This window comes from Pseudomonas putida (assembly GCF_028682455.1).
GTDB classification, from domain to species: domain Bacteria; phylum Pseudomonadota; class Gammaproteobacteria; order Pseudomonadales; family Pseudomonadaceae; genus Aquipseudomonas; species Aquipseudomonas putida_AA.
The window spans coordinates 1,221,615-1,245,065 of sequence record NZ_JANHLD010000002.1; the positions used below are offsets into that span (position 1 = coordinate 1,221,615).

20 protein-coding genes are annotated in these 23,451 nt (G+C 63.3%); 7 read left to right on the forward strand and 13 right to left on the reverse strand.

Translation table 11 applies throughout. The features are described from left to right. Window positions 1-5: 5 nt before the first annotated feature. Window positions 6-1,442: a coniferyl aldehyde dehydrogenase gene (locus NPS58_RS16090; RefSeq protein WP_274116341.1), complete on the reverse strand. Its 1,437-nt coding sequence runs from the start codon at window positions 1,440-1,442 to the stop codon at window positions 6-8. Between the two features lie 177 nt (window positions 1,443-1,619). On the opposite strand from NPS58_RS16090, the gene NPS58_RS16095 reads away from it, so the two are divergent. Then, a complete protein-coding gene (locus tag NPS58_RS16095; RefSeq protein WP_274116342.1) occupies window positions 1,620-2,600 on the forward strand; it encodes a flavin reductase family protein in 981 nt (326 codons plus the stop codon). A gap of 17 nt (window positions 2,601-2,617) precedes the next feature. After that, complete coding sequence (locus NPS58_RS16100) at window positions 2,618-3,916, forward strand: spinster family MFS transporter (RefSeq protein ID WP_274116343.1); 1,299 nt, start codon at window positions 2,618-2,620, stop codon at window positions 3,914-3,916. Window positions 3,917-4,005: 89 nt separating this feature from the next. Here NPS58_RS16100 and NPS58_RS16105 read toward each other — a convergent pair whose 3' ends face one another. Both NPS58_RS16105 and yghX read right to left on the reverse strand, forming a co-directional pair. Further along, window positions 4,006-4,725, reverse strand: a complete 720-nt coding sequence (locus NPS58_RS16105) for an SDR family NAD(P)-dependent oxidoreductase (RefSeq protein ID WP_274116344.1) — start codon at window positions 4,723-4,725, stop codon at window positions 4,006-4,008. Between the two features lie 101 nt (window positions 4,726-4,826). Continuing rightward, entirely contained in the window at window positions 4,827-5,714 is an 888-nt protein-coding gene (gene yghX, locus NPS58_RS16110) for a YghX family hydrolase (protein ID WP_274116345.1), read from the reverse strand. Window positions 5,715-5,850: 136 nt separating this feature from the next. On the opposite strand from yghX, the gene NPS58_RS16115 reads away from it, so the two are divergent. Together NPS58_RS16115 and NPS58_RS16120 are read left to right on the forward strand one after the other, a co-directional pair. Further along, window positions 5,851-6,222 (forward strand): hypothetical protein, encoded by a 372-nt coding sequence (locus tag NPS58_RS16115; protein WP_274116346.1) that lies wholly within the window; start codon window positions 5,851-5,853, stop codon window positions 6,220-6,222. A 3-nt stretch (window positions 6,223-6,225) separates the two neighbouring features. After that, on the forward strand, window positions 6,226-6,426 hold the full coding sequence (locus NPS58_RS16120) for a DUF1289 domain-containing protein (RefSeq protein WP_274116347.1): 201 nt from the start codon (window positions 6,226-6,228) through the stop codon (window positions 6,424-6,426). A gap of 37 nt (window positions 6,427-6,463) precedes the next feature. Here the strand turns inward: NPS58_RS16120 and NPS58_RS16125 are convergent, their stop codons facing one another. From NPS58_RS16125 to NPS58_RS16140, 4 genes are read right to left on the reverse strand one after another with little or no spacing between them, the layout of a single operon-like run. Next, window positions 6,464-7,576 carry a carboxylate-amine ligase gene (locus NPS58_RS16125; protein ID WP_274116348.1) on the reverse strand — a complete coding sequence of 371 codons (1,113 nt, stop codon included), beginning with the start codon at window positions 7,574-7,576 and terminating at the stop codon, window positions 6,464-6,466. Beyond that, entirely contained in the window at window positions 7,573-8,523 is a 951-nt protein-coding gene (locus NPS58_RS16130; protein WP_274116349.1) for a class I SAM-dependent methyltransferase, read from the reverse strand. Before NPS58_RS16130 ends, NPS58_RS16125 begins: the two co-directional genes overlap by 4 nt. 24 nt (window positions 8,524-8,547) lie before the next feature. Further along, window positions 8,548-9,894 (reverse strand): iron-containing redox enzyme family protein, encoded by a 1,347-nt coding sequence (locus tag NPS58_RS16135; RefSeq protein WP_274116350.1) that lies wholly within the window; start codon window positions 9,892-9,894, stop codon window positions 8,548-8,550. Window positions 9,895-9,909: 15 nt separating this feature from the next. Next, on the reverse strand, window positions 9,910-10,107 hold the full coding sequence (locus tag NPS58_RS16140) for a hypothetical protein (RefSeq protein WP_274116351.1): 198 nt from the start codon (window positions 10,105-10,107) through the stop codon (window positions 9,910-9,912). A 183-nt stretch (window positions 10,108-10,290) separates the two neighbouring features. Between NPS58_RS16140 and NPS58_RS16145 the strand changes: the two genes are divergently transcribed. After that, entirely contained in the window at window positions 10,291-11,010 is a 720-nt protein-coding gene (locus NPS58_RS16145; RefSeq protein ID WP_274116352.1) for a GNAT family N-acetyltransferase, read from the forward strand. Here NPS58_RS16145 and NPS58_RS16150 read toward each other — a convergent pair. Continuing rightward, on the reverse strand, window positions 11,007-11,894 hold the full coding sequence (locus NPS58_RS16150; RefSeq protein WP_274116353.1) for a LysR family transcriptional regulator: 888 nt from the start codon (window positions 11,892-11,894) through the stop codon (window positions 11,007-11,009). The two genes, NPS58_RS16145 and NPS58_RS16150, sit on opposite strands and share 4 nt — an antisense overlap. Before the next feature lie 112 nt (window positions 11,895-12,006). Between NPS58_RS16150 and argC the strand changes: the two genes are divergently transcribed. Further along, window positions 12,007-12,933 (forward strand): N-acetyl-gamma-glutamyl-phosphate reductase, encoded by a 927-nt coding sequence (gene argC, locus NPS58_RS16155; protein ID WP_274116354.1) that lies wholly within the window; start codon window positions 12,007-12,009, stop codon window positions 12,931-12,933. 51 nt (window positions 12,934-12,984) lie between these two features. Here argC and NPS58_RS16160 read toward each other — a convergent pair whose 3' ends face one another. The 5 genes from NPS58_RS16160 to NPS58_RS16180 are packed head-to-tail and all read right to left on the reverse strand — an operon-like array spanning window position 12,985 to window position 21,683. Then, entirely contained in the window at window positions 12,985-14,172 is a 1,188-nt protein-coding gene (locus NPS58_RS16160; RefSeq protein WP_274116355.1) for a DUF6708 domain-containing protein, read from the reverse strand. Window positions 14,173-14,184: 12 nt separating this feature from the next. Next, window positions 14,185-15,372, reverse strand: coding sequence for a DUF6708 domain-containing protein (locus tag NPS58_RS16165; RefSeq protein ID WP_274116356.1), 1,188 nt, complete (start codon window positions 15,370-15,372; stop codon window positions 14,185-14,187). Then, window positions 15,372-18,797: a toxin VasX gene (locus tag NPS58_RS16170; protein WP_274116357.1), complete on the reverse strand. Its 3,426-nt coding sequence runs from the start codon at window positions 18,795-18,797 to the stop codon at window positions 15,372-15,374. Before NPS58_RS16170 ends, NPS58_RS16165 begins: the two co-directional genes overlap by 1 nt. Then, window positions 18,794-19,663, reverse strand: coding sequence for a DUF4123 domain-containing protein (locus NPS58_RS16175; protein WP_274116358.1), 870 nt, complete (start codon window positions 19,661-19,663; stop codon window positions 18,794-18,796). The genes NPS58_RS16170 and NPS58_RS16175 overlap by 4 nt, the downstream gene beginning before the upstream one ends. Next, complete coding sequence (locus tag NPS58_RS16180; protein WP_274116359.1) at window positions 19,656-21,683, reverse strand: type VI secretion system tip protein VgrG; 2,028 nt, start codon at window positions 21,681-21,683, stop codon at window positions 19,656-19,658. Before NPS58_RS16180 ends, NPS58_RS16175 begins: the two co-directional genes overlap by 8 nt. Window positions 21,684-22,004: 321 nt before the next feature. On the opposite strand from NPS58_RS16180, the gene NPS58_RS16185 reads away from it, so the two are divergent. Beyond that, complete coding sequence (locus NPS58_RS16185) at window positions 22,005-23,450, forward strand: SulP family inorganic anion transporter (RefSeq protein ID WP_274116360.1); 1,446 nt, start codon at window positions 22,005-22,007, stop codon at window positions 23,448-23,450. Window position 23,451 lies beyond the last annotated feature (1 nt).

Consider the following 23,451-nt stretch of genomic DNA (forward strand, 5'->3'; position numbering starts at 1 on the left):
TACGATCAATCGGCAGTGACCAATGCAGTCATCGCCGCCAGGTAGTGCTCGCCGTACGGCGGCAGCAAGCCCCATTCACGGCGAGGGTCATGCGCCGGGGCCTTGAACACAGTACGCATGTGGCTGAACTCAAGGAAGCCCTCGCGGCCGTGATAATGCCCGAGGCCCGAGGCACCCACGCCGCCGAACGGTGCATCGTGCATGGCGGCATGCATCATCACATCGTTGATGGTCACCCCGCCCGACACGCTGTGTTCCAGCACATGGCGCTGTTCGTTGAGGTCGCTGCCGAAGTAGTACAGGGCCAGTGGCCGTGGGCGAGCATTGATTTCGGCCAATACCTGATCGAGTTGCTGGTAGGTCAGCACCACCAGCGCCGGGCCGAAGATTTCTTCGCGCATGATCAGGCTGTCACGAGGCGGGTTGACCACCACCTGCAACGGACGCCGGCGGTCCTCGGCATCCAGGGGCACGGCCTCGGGCAGGCATTCAACCCGGGCGCCCAGCTCGCGGGCTTCGCGCACATAACTTTCTACCCGCTGCACATGCCGCTGGTTGACCACCGCCACCACATCCGGATTACCGGCAACGGTGGGGTTGAGTTCGCAATAGCTGCTGCGCAGGGCGGCGAGGAAGTCTTCAAGCGCTGCCTGGGGCACATAGACCAGGTCCGGGTTGATGCAGATCTGCCCGCCGTTGCTGGCCTTGGCCACGGCAATGCTGAAGGCGGCGCGGGCAACGTCGGCGCTGGATGAAACAATCACCGGTGACTTGCCTCCCAGCTCCAGGGTCACCGGCACCAGGTGCTGGGACGCATTGCGCATGACCGAGCGGCCCACCTCGGTGCTGCCGGTGAAGACCAGGTGATCGAACGGCTGGGCCGAAAAGACCTTGGCCACCGAGGAGTCACCAGTGATCACCGCCACCTCCAGCGGGTCGATGTATTCGGCGAACAGGTTTTCGAGCAGTTGCGCGGTACGCGGCACCACGTCCGACGGCTTGAGGATTGCCCGGTTGCCTGCCGCCAGGGCCGAGGCCAGCGGGCTCAGCAATGTGTACAGCGGCGCGTTCCAGGTGCCGATGATGCCGACGCTGCCCTTGGGTTGGTGCATGACCCAGGCCTGGGCGCCCAGCTGGTCGTAGGGCGCGAATGGCGGGCGTTGCTCGTCCTGCATCCAGTGTTCGAGGTGATCGCGGGCGTGCTTGAGCGAAGACAGGGCGCCGACCACATCGTTCATCAGCGAGAACCCCGCCGGCCGACCGCCAAAGTCCAGGTCGATGGCCTCGGTCAGTTCGCCGTGGTGGCGCACCAACAGCTCGATCACCTGCTGCAGGCGCTGGCGACGGGTGGCGGCGCTGACGGCACCGGCGGCATTGAAGGCGTCTTTCTGACGCGCCAGCAGGCGGGTCAATTGGTCTACGGCTGGGTGTGCTGAAGTCATCGATTTCCCCTTGGCTCACGTGGGTGGCGGCTGGCGCCACACTAGCGGTGCACAAGGGCTGGCGCCTCGTCCGATCGGACGAGAACCCGGCAATTGCGTTAGTCCGTTAAGACGATGTGTACACACGGCCTGCGACCAATACTGGCACCACGAAAATCCCACCCCATGAGGTCAGTCATGGCAACGCCAAACATCGGTTTCGACCCCCAGGCCTTTCGCACCGCGCTCGGCACTTTCACCACCGGGGTCACTATCATCACCACCCAGGCCGAAGACGGCTCGCCAGTGGGCATCACCGCCAACAGTTTCAACTCGGTGTCGCTCAACCCGCCGCTGGTGCTCTGGAGCCTGTCGAAAAAAGCCCGCAGCCTGCCGATTTTCAGCAATGGCAAGCACTGGAACGTGCATGTGCTGTCGACCGAACAGGAGCAGCTGTCCGGACGCTTCGCCACTCAGGGCGAGGACAAGTTCGCCGAGATCCAGTTCGACGACGGGGTCAGCGAAGCGCCGCTGCTGCAGGATTGCACCGCCCGCTTTCAGTGCCGCACGGCCTTCCAGTACGAGGGCGGCGATCATGTGATCTTCGTCGGCGAAGTGCTGGCCTTCGATCACAGCGAACGTGCCCCACTGGCGTTCCAGAGCGGCCAGTACGCCCTGGCCATGCGCAAGCCGCGCAGCGAACTGCGCCTGGCCACCACCCCGCCGCCGGAGTGCAGCTACACCGAGGACCTGCTCGGCTACCTGCTGGGGCGCGCGCATTACCAGTTGCTCAACGCCCTGCGCCTGCTGCTGAACAACCAGCAACTGGACGAGCAGGCGTTTTTCATCCTCTCGGTGCTGTGCATTCGCGACAACCTCAGCCTCGAAGAGATAAACACCTTCGTCGATTACACCGGCCATGAAGTGACCCTGGCGAGCATGCGCTTTCTGGAGCGTCAGAACATGGTGGCCATCGAGGGCGAGCCTGGGCATCTGCGCTTTGTCCTCACCGCCAACGGCCGCGAGGCTTCGCTGCAACAACTGGCCCTGGCCAAGGTGGTGGAAGAAGAACTGTCGGCCAAGCTCGGGCCGGCCGATGCCCAGGCGCTCAAGGTATTGCTCAAGCGCCTGATTATGGTCAGCGACCCCGGCTTGCCGGATCTGTGGGCACCGCGTTGACCGCCGACGCGCGGGGCATGCCGACGGCCAGCGCTGTCGGCTGGCGCAGCCACGGCCTGCTGCTGTTGTTGGCGATGGTGTTCGCCGACAACTTTGTCGGCCGGCAGATCCTGGCAGTGATGATCGACCCGATCAAGGCCGAATTCGGTGTCGGCGATACCGCCATGGGGCTGATCTCGGGCCTGGCCTTTGCCGCCGTGTACGCCGTACTCGGCCTGCCGGCCGGGCGCTTGGTCGACCGACTGCCGCGCACCCGGCTGCTGGCCGTGTCGTGCCTGCTGTGGGCGCTGGCCACCATGGCCTGCGGCCTGGCCGGCAGCTTTCTGGTGCTGGCGATTGCGCGCATGCTGGTGGCGATGAGCGAGTCGCCGACTACCTCGGCATCGCTGTCGCTGATCGCCGACCTGTACCCGCCGCAGCGGCGCTCGTTCGCCATCAGCTGCTTTACCGCTGCGCCGACCTTTTCCTCGATCATCGGCTTGAGCATCGGCGCCTGGGTGGTCGAGCACTATGGCTGGCGCAGCGCGTTCATCGCCCTGGGTGTGCCGGCGCTACTGTTTTGCGCGTTGCTGGCGCTGGTGCGAGACCCCTTGCGTGGTCGCTGGGACCTGACCAGCAGCGCCCCTACTCCTCCCGTACAAGGCCTGGGCAGTGAGGCGCGCAAGCTCTGGGCCCTGCCCGCTTACCGTTGCCTGATCCTGGCCGGTGGGCTGACCACCTTGAGCTCCTATGCCATCGGCATGTGGAACACCAGTTTCCTGATCCGCTCCCATGACCTGTCGCTGCAGCACGCCGGCATGCTGGCCGGGGTCATCTGCGGCGTAGCGGCCGGCATCGGCGGGATGTTCGCCGGCTGGCTCAACGACCGCCTGAGCCACCGCAGCCCGCACTGGCAGATCCTCATCCCCGTGCTGGGTAACCTGATCGCCCTGGCAGCCCTGATCATTTACCTGCTGTGGCCGGCGGGCGTGCTGACCCACTTCGCGGGCGTGCCCATCCCCGTGGCCATGCTCTGGTGCGCGTTGTACAGCTTCTTCGTGGTGTGGTGGGTAGCGCCTTCGTACAACCTGGTGACCCAACTGGTGCCCGCCAGCCGCCGGGGTACCGCAATGGCCTTGCAGACCATTGTCAGCACCTTGCTCGGCGTAGGCATCGGGCCACTGTTGACGGGTTTTTTCAGTGATCTGCTGGTGGCGCAGTTCGCCGAGCAGTCCTTGCGCTATGCCCTGGTACTGGTGAGCTTGCCATTGCTGGGCTCGGTGGCATTGCTGGGGCGTACGGCCATGCATGCAGGCAAGCATGGCTATCGCGTGTAGCAAAGGGCTTGCCCCGCGAGCGGCCGGTACAGCCTGCAAATCGGCTGGCGCCTGGGTTAGCGATCGCGGGGCAAACCCGTTCCTACGGGTTAGAACCGCTCGTCACCTATGGCCGGCAAAGTCAGCTCCTTGACGAAGCTGGCCGCCGACAGGCTCAGGGCCATGCGCACGACCTGGACCACGTCATGCACCGGGATCAACTGCCCTTCGCCTCGCTGCGCGGCCAGTTCGCGCGGGGTCGCCAGCGCGTCGTCGGTGTTCAGGTAGCCAAGGTTCAGGCAGGTCACCCCCAGTTGCTGCTCGCGATAGCCTTCGCGCAAGGCATCGGCCATGCCACGCAGGGCGAACTTGGAGGCGCCGAAGGTAACCTCCGGCCGGCCGCTCTGGCTCAGGCCCGAGGTTGAACCGGTGAGGATGATGCGCGGGCGGCTGCTTTGCAGGAGGGTTGGCAGCAAGCGCTTGATCAGCAGCAGCGGTGCAGTGATGTTGCAGCTGACAATGGCCTCGATTTGCCCGTCGTCATCTTCCTGAAAGTCATACGCCGGTGAGAAGGCCTGCGCTTCCCAGATACCCAGGTTGTAGATCAGCGTATCGAGGCCCTGCCCGGCCACCACCTGCTCCAGACGCTGCGCGGCGTCGCGCGGATGGGCCAGGTCGGCCTCGACCCACTGCACCTGTACGCCTGCTCGCGGCAACAGCCCGTCAGGCTGGCTGCGCGATACGCCGATCAAGGTATCGCCATCTGTGCCCAGGCCCTCGATCAATGCCCTGCCCAATCCTTTGCTGGCACCCACCACCATTATTTTCATCGCCTGTTTCCTTACGTGGCTTGCTGAAAGATCTGGCATGCAAACAGGGCATTGATGACTTGGCAAACCGGCACTTGTATCAGGATATGTGCCTTATCCGGCTATGCCAGATAGCGCCGGAACCAGGCCAGGGTGCGCTCCCAGGCCAGGTTCGCCGCCGCTTCGTCATAGCGCGGTGTGGAGTCGTTGTGAAAGCCATGGTTGGCGCCCGGGTAGAAATAGGCCTCGTAGGTCTTGCCCGCGGCCTTGAGCGCCTGCTCGTAGGCGGGCCAGCCCTCGTTGATGCGGGTGTCCAGTTCGCCGTAGTGCAACAGCAAGGGCGCCTTGATTTTCGGCACGTCCTTGGCATCTGCCTGGCGACCATAAAACGGTACCGCCGCGCCCAGTTCGGGATAGGCCACGGCAGCGGCATTGGCCACCCCGCCGCCATAGCAGAAACCGGTGATGCCAACCTTTGCGGTGGTGATGTCCTGCTTCATCAGCCACTCGATGGCCGCGAAAAAGTCATTCATGAGCTTTTCCGGATTGACCTTCTCTTGCAGCGCGCGGCCCTTGTCGTCATTGCCGGGGTAGCCACCCACCGACGTCAGGCCATCGGGCGCCAAGGCCACGAACCCGGCCTTGGCCAGGCGCCGGGCGACGTCTTCGATGTAGGGGTTCAGGCCACGGTTCTCATGCACCACCACGACCCCGGGCACCTTGCCCTGGGCCTTGGCCGGACGCACCAGGTAACCGCGGACCTGGCCGTGGCCCTTGGGCGAGGGATACATGACGTAGTCGGCGATGATGTCCGGGTCGGTGAACGACACCTGCTCGGCCAGCGCGTAGTTGGGGCTCAGCGATGCCAGCAAGGCGCCAGCGGTCATGCCGGCAAAGGCGAATGCCGCCGCCCGGTCGAGAAACTCGCGGCGGTCGATCCGGCCATGGGCGTAATAGTCGTAGAGTTCGAGCAGTTCCGGGGCAAAGTCTTTGGCGGTCAGACGTTCCATGGTTGCGCACTCTGTCGAATGGGACGGGAAACAAGCCTGATTCATTAAAGCAGGCCAAACGTCCCCTGGCTCACGCCGCGCGTTCGCGTATGATGCGCCCGCATTTGCTCCACGAATGATTCAAGGATTGCCCATCATGCAGCTGAACAAACGCGAACAAGCGCAGATCGAGCGACGCCTGGTGGCGACCCTGACCGACGCCTGCGAGACGGCCAAGGCGCAGATCATCGGGTTTTCCTGGCTGACGCACGTGGTCGACTACGCACGCTTTCCCGCCAGCCTCAAGGTGATCTGGGTGTTCGAGACCCAGGCAGATCAGGATCGCGCCCTGGCCGGCGGCCAGGACCGCACCATGGTCGAGCTCACCGCCATGGCCTTGCAGGCCTGCGGCCTGACCCTGAAGCGGGTCGACACGTTGGTGCACTTTGACTGCGAACAACAGTGCCAACGCGCCAATGGCGGCGACTGGTCCCAGCGCCTTGCACGCCTGTATACCCCGCGAGGTTGAGCCATGGCCAAGGACATCGAAAACCCGTGCATTGCCGTGTGCCAGCTCAGCGGCGACCTATGCCTGAGCTGCGGTCGCAGCAAGGACGACATCCGCCAGTGGAAGCGGATGAAGCGGCCAGAAAAAATGGCTGCGGTGCAACGGGCCAACCAGCGCATGAAAAGCCTGCAGAAGAAAAAAAGGCCTGAAGCGCAGTCAGGATAACGGCCGCCTTGCGGTCGGCCATCGACAATGCCGGCTGCTACAGGCGCGCCTCAGACATCTGCTCAAGCAACCCCTTCACCACTGCCAGCAAGGCCTGCTCGGGCCGTTGCTGGCAGCGCGCATGGTCCGCCAATTGCTGGTCGGCACCGGTGCCGTCACGCAAGATCGCCTCGGCCCGGTCAAAACTGCGCTCGCTGTCACACGGCCTCACCTCGAAGCGTGCCCGGGCCTGCGCCAGCCATTGCAGGGCGCTGCCCTGCCCCTGGTTGCCCAGGCAGATGTACTGCCCGTGGCGGCCATGGCGCATGGCCCGCCAGTAGTTCTGCTCGGCGATCCAGTACTGCTCACGGGTCAACGGAGTGGGCTCGGGAGTGTGCAGGTAGTGCTCGACCATGCAACGAAACAGCCCCGCTATGCACAAGGCATCCTCCAGCCGCGGGCAGGCATCGGCGATGCGCAGCTCTACCGTCGGGTAATGGCGCGACGGGCGAATCGTCCACCAGCAATCATTGCCCTCGCGCAGCGAACCGGTGCGTTTGAGCAGCGCCAGGTAGCGCTCGTAGGCCTGCCAGTCGCCCAGCCGTTGCGGCAGGCCCATGTGCGGCCACTCCCCGCACGCCACCTGGCGGTAGCTCTGGTAGCCGGTGGGCTGGCCTTCCCAGAACGGCGACGAGGCACTCAGCAGCAACAACAGCGGTATCCATGGCAGCAGTTGGTTGATCAGTTTGATCCGGTCGTGCCCCGGCGCCACCCCCACATGCACATGCAGGCCGCACAACAGGCTGCGCCGGGCCACCTGCTGGTAGTCCTCGAACAATTGACGAAAATGCGCCTCGTCGGCAGGCAACTGCTGGCGCCAACCCCCCATCGGGTGGCTGCCCACCGCGATCACCCCCACGCCTTCCCCCGCCAGCACCTGCAACAATCGCTGCCGGCTCTGGCCCAGGAACTCGCCTGCCTGGGCCAGGCTGCCGAATACAGGCGAGGCGACTTCGATCTGGCTCTGGAACATCTCCTGGGCAAAGTGGGCGCCGAGTACCTGGCGACACAGGTCGATGACAGCCGACGTCGGCCTGGCCAGCACGCGACCGCTGTCCAGGCTTACCAGCAGGTATTCCTCCTCGATGCCAAAGGTGCAGGCGCTGTTCATCGGCGACTGACGCTCAGCGCCACCGCGGCAATGCGTTCGACCTGCTGGTACCCCGGTTCGAGCAACTGCTCGCCGAACACATCCGGGTCAAGCTCCTGGTAGCGCCAGGCCCAACGGGTATCGGCGAGCGGTGCGTGCAAGGCTGCCAGAAACGGATCACGGCCTTCGACCATCGCCACGCCGGTGTATAGCAACAAGGTGCCGCCGGGCGCGAGGCGCGGCAACGCCTCTTCGACAATTCGCAGCGACAGCTGCTCGCCCAGTGCACCGCCGCCGTGACGGTAGGCCCGTTCGCCGGCATCAAGCATGTAGGGTGGATTGGCCACGATCAGGTCGAATTGGCCAGTGACGCCTTGCAGCACATCGCTGTGCTCCACCGAGACATTGGCCAGGCCGGCCAGCGCGACGTTGATGGCCGTCATGCGCAGGGCCTGGTCGTTGATGTCCAGGGCACTGACCTGGGCATGCCGGCGCGCCCTGGCGATCAGCACCGCCCCTACACCTGCGCCGCAGCCGATGTCCACGGCATGGTTTATGGGCGCCACGCTGTCTTGCAGGTGCGTTTGAATCAGCTGGGCAAAGCGATAGCTGTCCGGGCCGAAGAACACCGCATCGACGCTGTCGGTGGGGAAGCTTGAATGCGCGAACAGCACGTCATCCAGGCTCGACCAACGTATCCGGCTGCGCAACCGCTCACCCTGGCGCTCCACCAGCTGGGCCCGCTGCAATTGCCCCAGTTCGTCGGGCGACAGCAGCGAGGCATCGAAGGGCCGGTTCCAGCCGAAGATATCGCGCAGGGTACGCGCCTGCTCGGCACCCGGCCGGGCGTTGTTGCGCGCCTGGGTCAGCGGGGTGACACAGGTGAACCGATACCCGTCGGCCTGCAGCCGGCGCCCCAGTTGCAGCAAGGCCTCGTCGGCGTGGCGTTGTTTCTCGCTCAATTGCATCCCGTGCTCCTTGGCGGTCCAGGCTCAATGGTCCAGGCCGGTCATCCGTGCAAAGCGTCGCGTTGCCCACAAGCCACGGGGCAAGGCGTGGCGGTTGCCGTTCATCTCCTCGACCAACTGTTCGATGCGGGTGTGCGCTGGCAGGCTCTGGAGCAAGGCGTCGAGCTCATCTTCGAGTTGCGCGTCCACGGCAGGTTCGGCCTTGATGATCGCGGCCCGTCCGGGCTTGCCCGCAGGCGTCCAATTGCCGGCAATCCAGTCGTGCAGCAGTTGCTTCTCATAGGGGCTGAACACACCGAACATGACCGCAGCCGGCCCGTCGATCAGCTGCCAGAAGCGACTGTGCGCAGGATCCTGATGGCGCTTGATCCAACCCTTGCGCTGCAACACCGCCAGGAACCCCGACAACAAGTTGGTCTCGGCCAGCCACTGGTTGACGGTGCGCCCTTCAAAGCGGCAGTAATCGGAGTGCATGTGCTGGCCAAAACTGCGCTTGCGCTCCAGGGCGGCGAGCAGTTCGGCTTCAAGGTCGAAGCTGTCGATGATCGCCAGCGCCCCCGGCCCCAGGTCGTTGAGCCGGTAACCGCGCGATACGCGCTGGTAGAACGGGGTACTGCCTTGCCCGGGCCACAATTGCTGCAGCGCGTGAAGCGCCTTGCAGGCATGCCCGCTGCTGGCGTTGTCGATGGTCAGGTGCAGGCGAAAGTACTGGGGGTCGATGCCAAGCTCGTCGAGTTCATAGGCCGTAATCAACAAGTGCAGCGGCGGTTGCTCGTAACCCAGGTTGTAGCCGAGCACTTCAGGCAACAGCGCTTCGGTGTTCAGGCCCAGGGTCAGTTGCACACAACCTTGCAGGTAACGATCGGCACCCAGGGCCAAAGGCTCGTGGCAACCCAGCTCGCTGAGCAGGCGCTGGAAGATCAATACGTGGTTGCAGGCCGGGTCACCGTCGCCAAGCTCTTCAAGGTAGGTGCGGATCAGGCCATGGAAGCGTGGGTCTGGCCAGTGGCGCAAGGTGCCGGCCAACCAGGCACCATCCACCGCCTTGGTCGGCGCCACGTGCTGGAGAAAGTACAGGGCATGGGCGCGGTTGCTGAAATAGCGGCGTGTTGCGCCGGCCTTGCGCCCAGCCAGGTAGGCGGCGTAACAGCGAGCCACTTCGCTGGCGCGGTAGGCCGACCACGACGCCAGCTGGGCAGGGTCGTCGGGCAAATCGTCAGGCAGGGTGTCGGCCAGTTGCAACTGGCTCTGCAGCCAATCCAGGCCCTCGCCCGGCCAGCCCTGGAGCAAGGTGTGGTAACGCTGTTGCATGGGCGACTGGGCAGTCCAGGCAATCGGAGGGTGCTCGGGCGAGGCAGTCAACGCAGTCATGGCACACTCCTGCCTTCAGTTGTCCTGATCGGGATTGGGTTGCGGTTTTGGCTCGGGGCCCGGTTGTGGATCCGGGGCCGGCACATCGGACTTGTGCATCTGCAACGACGGCTTGCTCTGGTCCGCGTCGGCTGCAGCGTGATCGGGTCGGTCAAAGCAGCCTTGGAGCAGTATCAGGCTGCACAGCAGGCCAGGCAGGTAATGTATTTTCATGACGGCCGTCTCGGGTTGCCGGGCGAAAGTGCCCTGTTTAGCAGATGAGGACGGCCGCGAGCTGAAGTTCAGCGCAATTGCGCCGGCACGGGATGGAAGGTCGCGAGCAGGCCCCCGCGCAGACCTGTAGACTGGCACCCGGTGCCCAATCACCGGCCTTTCTACTGTTTGGAGTTTGCCCCGATGCCCGTCATCCACCACTTTGTCGCCCCGCCCGAGGAGGCGATCAAAAGCCAGGTCCTGCAGTTGGTGGTCGATAACCTGACCGACATCAGCGCCGTCGGCATCACCCCGAGCAACCCGCTGTACAACCTGTACCAGTACGGCATCGGCTTCGAGGTTCACCTGTACATCGAGGCAATGAAGGCCGCTGGCGAACTGAGGGTCGAGCTGATCGTCGCCACCGACCGGGACGAGCCGCAGACCGTCACCGGCTTTGCCCTCTACCTGCCGGTACAGGGTGACCCCGAGGCCTGCACCCTGGCATACCTGGCCGTGGACCAGGACTACCGCCGCCAGGGCATCGCCCGAGCCATGCTGGAGCAGATGACCGCACGCTTTCCCCATGCGGAACTGGCGTGCGCAGTGGGCAAGGTGGCGTGCTTCGAGGCGCTGGGCTTTCAGGTGATTGGCGTGCGAGGGCCGCAGGTATTGATGAACACCCGCGACCACGCCAGCAACGGCCAGGTGGCTATGGTGGATGTAGCGCCGATCTATCGCACCCTGGAGGTGCGGCAGATTCATACCTACCTGCTGCAACAACACGGCAAGCGGGCCATGGTCGATGCCGAGAAGCAGCGCGACCGGCACCTGGACCAATTGCAGCGCAAGGCCGAGGCCTTTGTGCTCGAACGGCTCGACCCGGCGGCCGTGCAACCGGGCACGCGGATAAAGTTGGTCTAGGCCTGCCCTGCCAACTCCACCAGCACCTGCAGCACATGCCGGGTGCTCTGCTCCACCTGCCCTTCACGGCTGGCGATACCCAGGTGACGCCACAGCCCCGGCCGTAGCGGGCGCATGCACAGGCGCGGGTCGGGCTCCGGCGAACTGGCTTCGTGGGGCAGCAAGGTAGCGCCATAGCCAGCCGCCACCAGGCTCTTGATTGCATCGTTGTAGTTGAGCTGGATACGCGCCTGCGGCTGCAGGCCGGCCGTGGCGAACCATTCACCGGTCACCCGCGACAACTGGGTAGTGCTGTCGTTGAGGATCAGGGCACGGCCGGCCAGCCAGGCCGGGGTGACACGCGCAGGCGGCGCCCAACTCGTCGGCACGAACGCCATGATCGGATCGCGGCGCCACGGCCGGATCTGCACGCCCTTGGCCGCCGCCTGCGGCAAGGCCACCAGCCCCAGGTCGAGGGTGCCGTCCTGCAGGCGGGCCAGGGATTCACGCGAGGTCAGTACCTGCACCTGGACGTCGATGCCCGGGTGGCGCACGCCGAGGGTGTCCAACGCTTGCGGCAGCAAATGGGCGATGGCACCGGTCGACGCGCCCAGGCGCACCCGGCCGCTCAGGCCCTGGACCTGGCGTTGCACCTCATCGAGTGCCTGTTCGGCGTCGGCCAGCAAGCGCCGGGCACGCTCGAGCAGGGTTTCCCCAATGGCGGTGGGATGGATCTGCCCACGCCGGCGCGACAGCAGCGGCGCACCGATGCGCGCCTCGAGGTCGGCAATGTGCAGGCTCACCGTGGGCGGGGCGAGGTTGAGGGCACGGGCCGCTTGGGCGAACGAACCCAGGTCGGCGATCACCACAAGGGTGCGCAGGCGGTCGAGACTGATTTCACGCATGGGGTGTGATCATTCAGATTTGATGAATGTCAGCATCATGATATTCAAATTTTCTTTCGTCCAGATCGGCGCGAGCATAGGCACTTCCCTGACCTGATTCGTTGAGTACCCCATGCACCAGCCCGTTGTTTTCATCGATGGCGACCAAGGCACCACCGGCCTGCAAATCCATGCCCGCTTGAACGGTCGCGGCGACCTGCGCCTGCTCACCCTGCCAGCGGCCGAACGCAAGGACCCGGTGCGCCGCGCCGAAGCGATCAACAGCGCCGACGTGGCCATCCTGTGCCTGCCCGACGACGCCGCACGCGAAGCGGTCGGCGCCATCGTCAACCCGAATGTACGGGTGATCGATGCAAGTTCCGCCCATCGCACTACGCCGGGGTGGGTGTATGGCTTGCCGGAGCTGAACGAGGAACAGGCCGAGCGTATCGCCCAGGCCAAGCGGGTGAGCAACCCGGGCTGCTACCCCACCGGCGCCATCGCCCTGTTGCAGCCCCTGGTGAGTGCGGGGCTGCTGCCTGCCGATTACCCGCTGACCATCAATGCCGTATCGGGCTATTCCGGTGGCGGGCGTGCGGCGGTGGAGCGCCATGAAGCCGCCGGGGCGCAAGCAGCGCACAGCTTGCTGGTGTATGGGCTCAACCTGGACCACAAGCACGTGCCGGAGATCCAGCAGCACGCCGGCCTGTCGCAGCGGCCGGTGTTCGTGCCCAGCTATGGCAGCTACCGCCAGGGCATCGTGCTGACCATCGCCCTGCAAGAGCGGCTGTTGCCCGACGGCGTAGCCGCCGGGCAGCTGCAGGCGTGCCTGGAGCAGCACTACCACGGCGCCCGTCATGTACAGGTGGCGGCGCTGGAAACAGGTGGCAGTACCACCCAGCTCGACCCGCAGGCACTGAACGACAGCAACGACCTGCGCCTGGCGGTGTTTGCCAACCAGGGGCAGGTGCTGTTGACGGCGGTGTTCGACAACCTGGGCAAGGGGGCTTCCGGGGCAGCCGTGCAGAACCTGGAGTTGATGCTGGCGGCGATGGGCTGATCGGGCTATCGCTGCCCTTTCAGCTAACGCTTTGACAACCATCATCCGCCATCAATGCAATCCCGCCGCCTTGCAGGCCTCGACGAAGGTCGAGCCGTTTTTGTCCATGGCGTGCTTGACCTGTTGGTTGGCTTTCACCAAGGCCGCACTCGGCCTGGCCCACTGCTCCGGCGGCAGCGGTTGGGACCAGGCTTGCACCTGTTCGGGGAACGTCGGGCGGCCCTTGCGATGGCCCCATTCGGCAATCATGTAGGGCATTTTCCAGAACACCAGCACGCGGCGCAGGTACCAGAAGCGCAAGGGCCAGTAAGAGCGTTTGGTGTACCCATAACGCTCCCGCTGCTCGTCGGTCAAATGGTCTCCACCATCATCCAGCGAGCCCATGGCGCGCGCGTCTTCGCGTTCGATTTCAAAGGTGTGCAGCCCTTCATAGGGCTTGAGCCGGTCTCCGGTTGGAATAAGCCCCATTGCAGCGAGCAGCGGGTTCGGCGCATCCACCAATTGGCCCTCTTCCATGTAGTTGCGGATCGATGTCCACATACCCAGCGAGTGGGCATCGCTGGGTTGTGGTAGCAGCAGGAATTGCACGGTGTCGTGCTCGTTATCCTCCAGGCCCATGCCCAGGGTGTACTGGCGGGTAGCGCCGTAACTGGTGATGCCCTGGCTAGAGGAAACCCAGGCCACCACACTTTCCCAGGGCACGATCAATACGCGGTGGGTCTTGGGATCGACGTAGCAGACTTCGCGGCGCTGGCGGTTGAAACGCACGGGGTAGGTTTTGGCGTCTTCGTAGACGCTGGAGATCATGCCGTAGAGGTAGGCACCGATCGGGAGTGCAAATGAGAGCGAACCAAGGGCAAATACTTGCACGGCCTCCCCCACAATATCGAAGAACCTAAGATCGGTTTCTGGAGGGTTACCAATAGCGAGCCAGATAGAAATAAGAACTGGCACCACAAATGCAAAAAACAACACCATCCAGAGCGTGGCTCCCAGTATTTTCCCCTGCTCAACCATGCCCCGATTATTACCGCCCAACTCCAGATAGGTATCGTTCATCTCCGAAAAATTACGGCGGGAAGACTGTGCCTGGCCGGTGTAAACCGGCAAGGGCGACAAGAACAAGGTTTCGGTCAACCCGCCGACGCGAATTTCACCGGCGCGGGGCCGTTGGCTGCGCAGATCCGGGCCGGGCTCGGTGGCTACCTTATTTTTGCGTTTGAATACATTCCTAAACATCGTCAGCCGCCATCAATGCAATCCCGCCGCCTTGCAGGCCTCGACGAAGGTCGAGCCGTTTTTGTCCATGGCGTGCTTGACCTGTTGGTTGGCTTTCACCAAGGCCGCACTCGGCCTGGCCCACTGCTCCGGCGGCAGCGGTTGGGACCAGGCTTGCACCTGTTCGGGGAACGTCGGGCGGCCCTTGCGATGGCCCCATTCGGCAATCATGTAGGGCATTTTCCAGAACACCAGCACGCGGCGCAGGTACCAGAAGCGCAAGGGCCACGGACTTCGTTTCGGATAGCCGAATCTTGCTCGCTCCTTGGCGGAAAGCTGGGCACCACAGTCATCCATATGGCACCGGCTGCGCATGTCTTCGCGTTCGATTTCAAAGGTGTGCAGCCCTTCATAGGGCTTGAGCCGGTCTCCGGTTGGAATAAGCCCCATTGCGGCGAGCAGCGGGTTCGGCGCATCCACCAATTGGCCCTCTTCCATGTAGTTGCGAATCGATGTCCACATACCCAGCGAGTGGGTATCGCTGGGTTGTGGTAGCAGCAGGAATTGCACGGTGTCGTGCTCGTTATCCTCCAGGCCCATGCCCAGGGTGTACTGGCGGGTAGCGCCGTAACTGGTGATGCCCTGGCTAGAGGAAACCCAGGCCACCACACTTTCCCAGGGCACGATCAATACGCGGTGGGTCTTGGGATCGACGTAACAGACTTCGCGGCGTTGGCGGTTGAAACGCACGGGGTAGGTTTTGGCGTCTTCGTAGACGCTGGAGATCATGCCGTAAAGGTAGGCACCAAACGGAATAATAAGAAAAAATGCACCGGTGGCAAATACTTGCACTCCCTCCCCCACAATATCGAAGAACCTTATATCGATTTCCGGAGGGCTACCAACAGCGAGCCAGATAGAGATAAGAACTGGCACTACAAATGCGGTAACCAATACCATCCAGATCGCGGCCGCCAACATCTTTCCCTGCTGCACCATGCCCCGATTATTACCGCCCAACTCCAGATAGGTATCGTTCATCTCCGAAAAATTACGGCGGGAAGACTGTGCCTGGCCGGTGTAAACCGGCAAGGGCGACAAGAACAAGGTTTCACTCAACCCGCCGACGCGAATTTCACCGGCGCGGGGCCGTTGGCTGCGCAGATCCGGGCCGGGCTCGGTGGCTAACTTATTTTTGCGTTTGAACACGTTCTTGAACATCAAGGCGACACCAACTCGTCTTTCTTGATCAACCAGAAAGAGGCCTGGCCGGTTTTGACCGGCATGCTGTCGACGGCGTCGACTTTGAAGGAACCCTGTACCTTGATTTGCCCCCCACGCACCGGGATGACGTACAGATTACGCAGCACGAAACAGGTTGGGTGGATCACTCTGTATTCGGCATCCAGTTGATAGGCGATGGTGAGCGCCAAGGCAAAGGGCTGCTCGTGAAAGTAGTTATCAATGGGCAGGTGCAGCGTCAGCGCTTCGCGCCCTTCACTGGCGACGACGAGACTCGTGGCCCAGGGGGCAGTGCTTTCCCGCCACTCCAGCGGTCGCAGCCTGGAGTTATAAGGCTCGAAAATTCTGCTGTAACGCCCCTGTTGATAGGCCAGCAACTGCACCTGGCGACTGTCCATTTCATGGGTGCTGACGCCGGGCAGCACCAGTTTCAGATAGGTTTTGTTGTCATCGCGAACCAGCTCGCACGTCGGTTGTTGCGTAATCTTGGCGAGCGCACTCCACTCGTCCTGCAGGCTGCGCCGACTGGAGCGTTTACCCCAGGCGCTGGTGTGCATCCAGTCTTGCAAGGGGGTTCGGTGGAAGAAGTTGTACAGTCCCTCACCCGTCAGTTGCAGGGCCGTGCCGATCAGACCAATCAGGTTGGCGTGCGCGGCGATGCCAAGCAGTCGCGGACTGGCTTCGGCCCACGCCAGGGCTCGTAGTTCGGTCGGAGCCCTCATGACCGTCTTGACGATCGAACCCGTGTGTTTCGCGGCCCAGGTGCTGGTGCCAGCCAGCACTCCGTCGCCGGTAATTTGCAGGGTCGTGGCGCCCAGCGCTTTGTAATTGCCTGCGGCCAAGGCTTCACCCCATTGCTGGGAATGTTTACCGAAGCCGATTGTCGCCGCCAGAGCACCAAAACCGAAAGCGCCAAGCCCAGCAATGCCGCTCCAGCTTCCCAAGCGACTCATCGCATTCAACTTACCGGCGGCACTTTGCATCTGCCCAAGATGAGCTTGAAAGAGAGTGACTGACAACCCTTGTACCGCTGCAAATCCAGCCGCCGACATCCCCACAAACGAGTCAAGAATTGCCCACCATTCGCCTTTAGAACGAGTACCCTTTTCATCAACTGCACTCATCGCCTCAATAAACTTCCGCCCCTGAATAACAAACAACGCAAACGCAATCCCATCCGCCTTCGATTGCACCGCTACCGACAGCGGCTTGGTAAAAGTCCCCGTCGCCCGAAAGTCTCGCGCAGCATTGCTCATCTCCACCCGCAAGTTCCAGTCCATCCCCTCGATCACCGTTCCGATCTGCGCCGGGGTGTGGCCACCGGTGGTCAAGGCGCCGGTGAGGCGTTCTTCGAGGGGAACGAGTGCGCTTTTCAACTGGGCGATGTGCCGGTTGTAAACCTCCTCGTTGCCCGGCATTTCGACGCCAATGTGTTGCCTTCCCAGTGATGTCCTGCGTAACTTGTAGAGTTGCTTGAGTTGACGACGCAGTTCCATCGACTGCTCGCGGGCGTTGTTGAACGCCGCAATTTCTGTTGCCGAGGCTGCGCGCAAGGTCAGGCCCTCGCGGGAAAAACCACGCAACAGCTGCAGCCTAGCCGGTGCGCCGATATGCCGAATGAAGTCATTGGGGTCGACGCTTTGCCCCCGCTTGAAGGTGTCGTGAGCCTTTTCGAGTTGATCCGCCGCCTCCAGTTGGTGCGCCGGGTTATAGGCTTGCTCCAACATGCTCTGCAACCCCATGAACTGGCTACTGAGCCTGGCGTAATTGGGCAGGCGCTGGGTCATCAGGGTATGAAACTGGTTGCTCAGCACACTGACGTTGCCGAGGTTTTCCGGGGCTTCGAACGCCTTGACGGTGAGCTGGCTCAGGTCCACCAGTTTTTTCGTGACGTCGGCGTGTTCAGCCAGGGCCAGGGTGTCGAGCCCCGGCACCACGGTCAGCAGGTTCGCTTCCAGGTAGGCGGCGAGTTTTTCAGTGGCCTCGCGGTCGGCACACATCGCCGCCACACACATGAATTCGGTTTCGAGGCGGTGCTGGATCTGCGCATCGAGCGTGAAGTCGTAATACCAGGCCGCGCGGTGAAAGTGCCCCCCGGTAAACAGCTTGAGCCGGTCTTCGCGAATGTTGCGCAGGCGCGTATGCCAGTGGCTGAGCAGGGTTTGCTGCGCGCTGACGAAGGTTTCCATCGCGGCCCGGTCGATCAGGTGGTCGATGCCCCGCTCGCCCAGTGCCGCCCCGTTCAGCACCTGGTGACTGTGCAGATTGAGGGTGTTGAGGGTGTGTTGGTGCTTTTGGTAAAGCTGATCGCCCAAAGCATCCTTCATGCCGACATAGACTTTGGCGAACACGTTGTATTGGGCCGCTTCCCGCCATTGCGCCTCGCTACCGAAGCGGCCCGGATCGGGGCAATCGCGGCGCACTTTCAGGTACTTTTCAATGGCCGCCTGCTGCTGGTCGCTGGTGTCGTCCAGCAACGCCTGGATGTCTTTGTCGGTTTCGCTCATTGCCTCGAGCTGTGCGCCGGTCACCTCGTACAGGGACTGGATGTAGCTACCGCTCAGGTACTGGACCTGGCGGGTATCATCGGCACTCCACTGCCCTAGCCAGTGCGCCACTTTCAATTGGGCGGCGGCCAGGTCACGCATGACGCCGATGTCATCGTGCAGTACCAGGAACAGGTAGTCGTCCTTGTAGGGGCCCTGCACTTTGCTGGTGAGCGCTTCGATGGCCGTAGCGCCGAACAACGGTTGATGTTCCCAGTGGTAGGGCATGTGTTCTTCAGGGTCGGTGCCGTCGGGCAGCGGGTTGGAGCCACCAGGGGCGGTCGACAAGGCGCTCTTCGCAACTTCCGCCAGCCATTTGTCGGCCTGCGCTTTGCTCAGCAGGTGGGCGCCGCCTTTCTCGGGGCAGACCTGCTGAAGGTCGACGCGCTGCATCAGGCGTTGGCGCTGGTCGCTGGAGCCGAGTACCTGCGCGCATTTGAAGGCCGTCCACTGAAGTTCACAGTAGCTGGCGTACAGGGTGTGCTTGCGATTGAACACCAGGTGCGGCTCGCCGACCGCGGTGGTGCGCGTGTCGCTCGAAACCTCCTGCCCGTGCCACAGCAGCTTGGTGATCTGGCCGTTCTCGATACGGTACTCGTGCAATACACCTTTGCTGGCGTTGATGATGTACAGGTAGCCATCGCGCAGCAGGCGAATGCCCAGTGGCTGGCTCTTGAGTGAAAAAGGCATGGACAATTCGCCCGCCGGGTCCGGTTGTTCGACCAGGCCGTAGCGCAGCGGCAGCAATTGCAGGTGGGTTTTCATCAGCGGGCAGACGCCCAGGGGGGAGCGCACGTCCTTGGCGTTTTTGGCCTGGGCTGCGGTATTGGCGCTGACATGGGGGATTGGGGTGGTCATGGGCGTCCTTGTCGATCGGTAGCCTGGTGTTCGGCGAGTTCGGCAGCGCGTAGCACGCGGCTCAATGGCGAATTGGAGGTCGGTTCGCTGAGCAGTTGAACGATCTCGGGGAAGTCGCTCACCGGCTGCCCGGCCAAATAGCCGAATACGTTCGCGAACAGGGTGATTTCCTGCTCCGAGCAAAAGCCTCGCTGGTACGCCTTGTCGGCAATTTTTTGCACGTACGGCCGCCATTCGTGCGCAGCGAACCTGGCCATGAACTCTGGAAAATAAGCGTGCATGTGTTCACCCAGGCGCAAAACGAAATTACGAAACTCCACCTCGCCCAGCGCCGTGAGCTCTTGCTCGGTCAAGCGGTAGGCCGCGGGCTCTGCGATGGCCGGGTCGGGACGCTCGAGGCAGGTCCAGGTGGCCGCTGCACCATCCGGCAGGCAGACCCTCGCCAGCGGACCGAACCAGCGGGCGCTGCCGGCTTGCGCGGCGAGGCTGAACAGGGGATGCATTACCGCAGGGTCGGCGATGCGCAACATGACTTCACCGCCATGCAGATGTTCGACGCTGAGCAGGCGGCGCCAATGGCCGCAGAGGGCATGGGCGTCGGCCTCACTGAACAGCAGATAACCCCACTCTTGCCCGGCATGCGCCACCAGGTGCGCCAGCAGGGGGTCATCCGGCCCCTCCAGTGCGACCAGATAAGGCGAAATATCGGAAATTTCTTGCCAGCGTGTACTCCAGTACAGGCAATACGGGGCATTGCCCCAACGGTGCAGTTGCTGCGCCAAGCCTGGCATGCTCACCCCATCGAGCAACAGGTAGGCCGGCATCCCCCACGGTAGAGCATCGGGCAACGCGAACGACTCATTCATCGCCTGGCCCACCCGGCTGTGCAGCAGTGCTGCAAACGGTGCAGATAGGGTGCTTGCCCTGGTTGGCGATACGTTGCGCAGAGGGTAGCAATGGCACCTGAGCCTGCACGCAGGTTGCCTGGCCACCCGGCAGATTCTTCAGCAGTGCGGCGCCCACTTCGGGCGCGCCGCCGATTTGAACCGGCACGCTGGTCAAGACACCGCCAGGCCCGATCACCAGATGCTGGCCACCCGCTGTCAAGCTAATGCTGGCACCGGCATCGAGGACCAGGCTGGCCCCTGCCTTGAAGTGCACCTGCTGGCCGGCTTCGACCACCAACGTTTGCCCGACCCGGGTATGGCTACTGTTGGAGACGTGCAGATAGTCGCTGGCCTTGAGTTCGACCTTGCGATCGCCGGTTACCGTGCGTTGCTCTTCGGCTTCCAGCACCGCGATGCTGTTGCCCTTGATGGTTTCGCGGCGCTCGTTGCCGACGTCCAGGCGGCTGTCGTGGGTGATGGTTTGCTGCATGTCGCGCTGGGCATGCAAGGCGATCAGTTCCTGGCCGCTGCGGTCCTCGATCATCAACTCGTTGTAGCCACCATTGGCGGGCGAGCTTTGGCTGCGCAACACGGTTTTGGTCTTGTTCGCCGGCAACGGGTACGGCACCGCGTTGACCTTGTTGGGTACGCAACCGGTAATCAGCGGCCGGTCCGGGTCGCCCTCAAGGAAGGTCACCAGCACTTCCATGCCCACCCGCGGCACGGTCACCGCGCCAAACTGCTCGCCGGCCCAAGCGGAGGACACCCGCAGCCAGCAACTGCTCTTGTCGCTGCCAAGCCCGGCGCGGTCCCAGGGAAACTCGACTTTTACCCGGCCGTACTCGTCACAGAAGATCTCCTCGCCAGCCGGCCCGCAAACCCGCGCCGTCTGGGCCACCAGCGGCGACTGCCGGGTGACCAGCGGGGGGCGGTAGAACACGTCCCAGGGGATGGCGCTGAAGTGGTTGCGGTAGCCCTGGGTGAAGCCGTCGGCTGCCGGGCGGTCGCTGGGGGTGGACTCCTCGAGCACTTGCGGCTGTTTACCTTCGTGGCTGACGCTGAGCAATAGCCAGCGCGCGTTGCACGACGGGCGCGGATGTTCGCTCAGGTCGAAATAGTGGCCGCTGCGCAGCGCAGGCTGGTCGCTGTTGCCTTCGCTCACCAGGTAGTCGCTGCGGTGGCGCTCCAGCGCCTCGTTGGCCAATTGCTCGCCGTGCTTTCGCGACGCTTGCAACAACGGGTAGCGGTAGTCTTCAAGCCGCGGGAAGAAGGCACTGTTTGCCTGGCTTTGCAGCAGCAGCCTGGGGCGCTTGAAGTCATAGTCGCGTCGGCTCACCGCGCTGGTGCGGGTGCTCAAGCGCTGGGAAAACTGGCTGACCACCGGATGGTCGGCGACCATGGCGGTGTCTTGCTGGTAGGGCGTTGTGCCTAGGCAGGGGAAATACATCGGGTGGTTGGTGAACACCAGCAGGTGGCCGTCCGGGCTGTGCTGGTGGTGCCAGGCGATACCCTCTTCGGCGCACAGCCGGCGTACGAAGTCGAAATTGCTTTCGCCGTACTGCGTGCAGTACTCGCGTGGGGGACGGGGGTCGACCTTGAAGACGAACGCATCGGCCTGGATACCCTGCCCCTGGAGAACCTGGGTGATGATCTGCGGCACGCTCTGCTGCTGGAAAATCCGCTGGTCGTGACTGAACTGCAGGTAGTGCAGCGCCGGTACCAGGACCAGTTGATAACGCGTCAGGCGGGTGCCGGGTTCGCCCGCCTCCACCTCTTCGATATGCCCGTGCAGGCCTTCGCCGTCGAGGCCAAAACGTAGAAATGCGGGTTGGCCGAGCAGGCCCTCCAACTTGACATCGCGGTACTCGCTGACCAGTTCAACCTCGATCGCATACAAACCGCTGATGGTTTCACTGCCTGCAAAGGCCAGCACCTTGAAGTCGTGACGTACAGCGGGGATTTGCAGCTCGAAATGCGCGGTGTTGGCCGATGCGAACATAGGCTTGTCCTTTAGCGGAGCCCGAAAAAAACGCGACCCCGAACCGGTCAGGCCTGGGTACGCGTCAAATTCCGAAAACGCTAACAAGAAGGACGAAAGATGAATGTAGGACTCATCCTCTAAATCGGTAGGACTCTGATGAGATCACTGAGTCGCAGGGCAAGCCTGTCACCGCACCACCGCCAAGGCCCCTACCGTTCCACCACGATGTATTTCATCGGTTTGCACCTCCATTTGCGCTGGTCTGCGTCCTTGATTTTACGTAGCATCCTACCCTTTTTCCGCCGGCTGCCCCGTGCCGGTCCGCTCTTCAGGTAGCCCATGAAAACACGCTCTATCCGCGCCGATGTCCTGGCAGGCCTCACCACCTCGTTTGCCCTGGTGCCCGAGTGCATCGCCTTTGCCCTGGTGGCGCATCTCAATCCGTTGATGGGGCTGTATGGCGCATTCATCATCTGCACCCTCACCGCCCTGCTCGGCGGACGGCCGGGGATGATTTCCGGCGCCGCGGGGTCGATGGCCGTAGTCATCGTCGCGCTGGTGGTGCAGCACGGGGTGCAGTACCTGCTGGCCACGGTGTTGCTGGGCGGCTTGATCATGGTGGCCTTCGGCGTGCTGCGCCTGGGCAAGCTGGTGCGCATGGTGCCGTATTCGGTGATGCTCGGATTCGTCAACGGCCTGGCGATCATCATTGCCCTGGCCCAGCTCGAGCACTTCAAGCACGACGGCGCCTGGCTCAGCGGCTCGCCCCTGTACATGATGGTCGGCCTGGTGGCGCTGACCATGGCGGTGGTCTACCTGCTGCCGCGCCTGACCCGCAGCGTGCCGCCCGCGCTGGTCGCGATCCTGGCGGTCGGCGCCGGGGTGTACCTGCTCGACCTGCCCACCCGCACCCTGGGCGACCTGGCCCATATCGCCGGTGGCCTGCCACAACTGGGCTGGCCAGACATCCCGTGGAACCTCGACACCCTGCGCATCATCGCCCCCTACGCCCTGCTCATGGCCCTGGTAGGCCTGCTGGAAACCCTGCTGACCCTCAACCTCACCGACGAAATCACCGAGACCCGCGGCTACCCCAACCGCGAGTGCGTGGCCCTGGGTGTGGCCAACATGACCTCGGGCATGTTCGGCGGCATGGGTGGTTGCGCCATGATCGGCCAGACCGCGATCAACCTCAGCTCCGGCGGCCGTGGCCGACTCTCCGGGGTGGTGGCCGGGGTGATGATCCTGCTGTTCGTGCTGTTTCTCTCGCCGCTGATCGAGCGCATTCCGCTGGCGGCGCTGGTGGGGGTGATGTTCGTGGTTTCGCAGCAGACCTTCTCGTGGGCCTCGCTGCGGGTGCTGCACAAGGTGCCGACCCACGACATGCTGGCGATCATCGCGGTAACGGTGGTGACGGTATTCACCGACCTCGCTACCGCAGTATTGATCGGCATTGTCATCGCCGCGATCAACTTTGCCTGGCAACAGGCCCGCGAGCTGTACGCCGACAGCCACCTGGAAAGCGATGGCAGCAAGCTGTACCGGGTCCACGGCACGCTGTTCTTCGCCTCGACCACGCCGTTTCTGAACCAGTTCGACCCGGCCAACGACCCGGCCCAGGTCACCCTGGATTGCCAGCACCTGAACTTTGTCGACTACTCGGCCATTGCCGCGCTCAAGACCCTGCGCGAGCGCTACAGCAACAATGGCAAGCACCTGCGCGTGGTGCACCTGTCCGACCGCTGCAAGCAACTGCTCAAGCGCACCGACCTGCATTACAGCTGAA

Bases quoted from the DNA above. Each gene is read 5' to 3' on its own strand.
- NPS58_RS16090 (WP_274116341.1), bottom strand. From the start codon at position 1,442: ATGACTTCAGCACACCCAGCCGTAGACCAATTGACCCGCCTGCTGGCG.
- NPS58_RS16095 (WP_274116342.1), top strand. From the start codon at position 1,620: ATGGCAACGCCAAACATCGGTTTCGACCCCCAGGCCTTTCGCACCGCG.
- NPS58_RS16100 (WP_274116343.1), top strand. From the start codon at position 2,618: ATGCCGACGGCCAGCGCTGTCGGCTGGCGCAGCCACGGCCTGCTGCTG.
- NPS58_RS16105 (WP_274116344.1), bottom strand. From the start codon at position 4,725: ATGAAAATAATGGTGGTGGGTGCCAGCAAAGGATTGGGCAGGGCATTG.
- yghX (WP_274116345.1), bottom strand. From the start codon at position 5,714: ATGGAACGTCTGACCGCCAAAGACTTTGCCCCGGAACTGCTCGAACTC.
- NPS58_RS16115 (WP_274116346.1), top strand. From the start codon at position 5,851: ATGCAGCTGAACAAACGCGAACAAGCGCAGATCGAGCGACGCCTGGTG.
- NPS58_RS16120 (WP_274116347.1), top strand. From the start codon at position 6,226: ATGGCCAAGGACATCGAAAACCCGTGCATTGCCGTGTGCCAGCTCAGC.
- NPS58_RS16125 (WP_274116348.1), bottom strand. From the start codon at position 7,576: ATGAACAGCGCCTGCACCTTTGGCATCGAGGAGGAATACCTGCTGGTA.
- NPS58_RS16130 (WP_274116349.1), bottom strand. From the start codon at position 8,523: ATGCAATTGAGCGAGAAACAACGCCACGCCGACGAGGCCTTGCTGCAA.
- NPS58_RS16135 (WP_274116350.1), bottom strand. From the start codon at position 9,894: ATGACTGCGTTGACTGCCTCGCCCGAGCACCCTCCGATTGCCTGGACT.
- NPS58_RS16140 (WP_274116351.1), bottom strand. From the start codon at position 10,107: ATGAAAATACATTACCTGCCTGGCCTGCTGTGCAGCCTGATACTGCTC.
- NPS58_RS16145 (WP_274116352.1), top strand. From the start codon at position 10,291: ATGCCCGTCATCCACCACTTTGTCGCCCCGCCCGAGGAGGCGATCAAA.
- NPS58_RS16150 (WP_274116353.1), bottom strand. From the start codon at position 11,894: ATGCGTGAAATCAGTCTCGACCGCCTGCGCACCCTTGTGGTGATCGCC.
- argC (WP_274116354.1), top strand. From the start codon at position 12,007: ATGCACCAGCCCGTTGTTTTCATCGATGGCGACCAAGGCACCACCGGC.
- NPS58_RS16160 (WP_274116355.1), bottom strand. From the start codon at position 14,172: ATGTTTAGGAATGTATTCAAACGCAAAAATAAGGTAGCCACCGAGCCC.
- NPS58_RS16165 (WP_274116356.1), bottom strand. From the start codon at position 15,372: ATGTTCAAGAACGTGTTCAAACGCAAAAATAAGTTAGCCACCGAGCCC.
- NPS58_RS16170 (WP_274116357.1), bottom strand. From the start codon at position 18,797: ATGACCACCCCAATCCCCCATGTCAGCGCCAATACCGCAGCCCAGGCC.
- NPS58_RS16175 (WP_274116358.1), bottom strand. From the start codon at position 19,663: ATGAATGAGTCGTTCGCGTTGCCCGATGCTCTACCGTGGGGGATGCCG.
- NPS58_RS16180 (WP_274116359.1), bottom strand. From the start codon at position 21,683: ATGTTCGCATCGGCCAACACCGCGCATTTCGAGCTGCAAATCCCCGCT.
- NPS58_RS16185 (WP_274116360.1), top strand. From the start codon at position 22,005: ATGAAAACACGCTCTATCCGCGCCGATGTCCTGGCAGGCCTCACCACC.